This is a genomic window from Bacillus sp. AFS001701, from assembly GCF_002559405.1.
Classification (GTDB): Bacteria; Bacillota; Bacilli; order Bacillales; family Bacillaceae_G; genus Gottfriedia.
Genome location: NZ_NTZO01000491.1, coordinates 1 through 2292, shown reverse-complemented (window position 1 = coordinate 2292; position 2292 = coordinate 1). Strand labels below are relative to the sequence as shown.

The 2292-nt window shown below is 34.2% G+C and carries 3 protein-coding genes and 1 pseudogene; all 4 read right to left on the bottom strand.

Features of this window, described 5'->3' with window-relative positions:
* Positions 1-615, bottom strand: a 615-nt coding sequence (locus CN514_RS21565) for a sirohydrochlorin chelatase (RefSeq protein WP_098234337.1), incomplete at its 3' end; no start/stop codon positions are given.
* A gap of 33 nt (positions 616-648) precedes the next feature.
* The gene (gene cobA / locus CN514_RS21560) at positions 649-1434 is read right to left on the bottom strand and encodes a uroporphyrinogen-III C-methyltransferase (RefSeq protein WP_141529467.1); all 786 of its coding nucleotides are present in this window, start codon (positions 1432-1434) and stop codon (positions 649-651) included.
* Positions 1435-1450: 16 nt separating this feature from the next.
* Positions 1451-1669 carry a DUF3906 family protein gene (locus CN514_RS21555; protein WP_098234336.1) on the bottom strand — a complete coding sequence of 73 codons (219 nt, stop codon included), beginning with the start codon at positions 1667-1669 and terminating at the stop codon, positions 1451-1453.
* A gap of 16 nt (positions 1670-1685) precedes the next feature.
* Positions 1686-2292 (bottom strand): annotated as a pseudogene (locus CN514_RS21550) (nitrite/sulfite reductase); the annotation flags it as partial.

Genomic DNA, 2292 nt, shown 5'->3' with positions numbered 1-2292 from the left:
ATCTTTTAATTCATTCATAAGAGTTCCTGAAAAAAATAAATACGGAACGATTATTACTCGATGATTTTTTTCAGTCAATAGTTGATGCCATGCTTCGTGAATGGACGGCTTTGAAACGGCCATAAAAGTGGGGAGAACAGGATGCTTTATATTTGCTTCAAGCAGTTTAACGATTGAATTGAAATCATCTATCGTTAATGGATCACTACTTCCTCGTCCAACTAGCAGTATTTTAGTTGGCTTTATTAAATGCTTAACTTTTTCATTTATTCGCTTTTGGATTAATTCGATCATATTTTTGTGTATTCCGATTGGAGAGGCAATATTTATTTTTATGTGTGGATATTCCTTTTGAAATTTCGCGATTTCAAGAGGAATATCCACCTTTGCATGATTTGCAGAAAGGAGTAAAACCGGCAATACTGTTACCGATTTTGCTCCTTTACGCAAACAATTCTCTAATCCTACTGAAATTGATGGTTCTGCAAGTTCAATAAAACTAATTTCTTGAACAGGGCAATCGATTTGTTTTTGTACTTTTTTAACAAATTGTATGGCTGAATGGACAGCCGGTTTTACACGGCTTCCATGACATACATATAAGATTGCATCCATTCTAAAGCACCTCATTCCATTTTAAGGGAGAATTTATATACTTGAATAATTAATGTTTTTCTGTTCAGTGATTGCGTTATAGTTAGACTCAAACCATTGTAATTGATGGTGTAATTTAACTACTTCTCCTACGATAATCATACTAGGATTGGTTATTTTTTCTTTTTCAACGTCTGTTATTACATTTTTTAATGTACTAATGACAGTTCGCTGTTGTTCAGTAGTACCATAGTGAATCAGGGCAACGGGTGTGTCTTGATGTTTCCCATTTGAAATTAGTTGATGACGTATATATGGTAAGTTATTAACTCCCATATAAATTGCTAGTGTGTCAATGCCTTTTGCTAAAGAGGCCCATTTAACCGTATCATCTTCTTTGCAATGACCTGTTACAAAAGCAAAGGAACTACTATAATCACGATGGGTGACAGGTATACCAGCATAAGCTGGAGCTGCTATACCTGATGTAATGCCAGGAACGATTTCAAAGGAGACACCACGTTCTACAAGATAAGTTGCTTCTTCACCACCACGGCCAAAAATGAAAGGATCTCCACCTTTTAATCGAACTACGGTTTTTCCTTTTTTTGCATACTTCACTAAGAAAGCATTTATTGTTTCTTGTTTTAATGCATGGTAGTTTGGGAGTTTACCAGCGTATATTAACTCGACAGATTCTTTTGCATACTCTAATAGTTCCTTATTAACTAGTCGGTCATATATAATGACATCTGCATTTTGAATGCACTTTAGTCCTTTTACTGTAATTAGATCAACATCCCCTGGTCCAGCACCAACTAAATAAACTTTTCCAATCATTCCACACACCTCATCATCATCGTTTACTTAAAACTTCTAAATCTAAAACAAATCCACCACTTTGGCTAACTTTCTTTTTTTCATACATCAGTAGTTCTTTAACGTCCGGTTTTTTAACATAAAACTTTTCAAGTTCTGTATCAACTAGTTTAAATGCTTTTTCATCATCATTTGCTAATATAACAATAGGAACGATACGGCTTTCAATTGTTGCCTCAAATCGATATAAAAACATATGTCACCGACTTTCTTTAAGATGCATTGACAGTTTCAAGAATGGAAGTTAAATAGGATTGTAATTCTTCAATTCCAACTCTTGATACATAATCTAAAAAGGTTTCTGAAGGTAGTTTATTTTCACTAAAGTGCTGTAAGAATTTTTCTAATACTAGGTGGAGGGCAGGGGATTCAACCTTCCCTTTTAATTTTTCATTTAATTTACCACCGTTGGCTAATGTACCACCTACATAGATTTCAAAAGCCTCTACTAACTCTTTTTTCTCATTACGAGCCTTAATTCCTTGGAGTCCTATATCAGCGATTGCTCTTTGACCACAAGAGTTAGGGCAACCGACCATATGAATTCTAACAGGTACGTCTAAAGTAATTTTTTCATCTAAATAAGAAGCTGTTTCCTTCATACGAGCCTTCGTTTCGACTAAAGCTAAATTGCAGTATTCACTTCCGGTACAAGCAACAGAGTAACCAATAAATTTTGGCGGTATTGGAGTGAATTTTTCAAGTATTGGTTCTTTCAATAATTCATCAATATTTTCAGTTGGAATATTTGGCAAAATTAAATTTTGTGAATTACAATTACGTATTTCACCATTACCGTATTTTTTAACAATTCTAGCT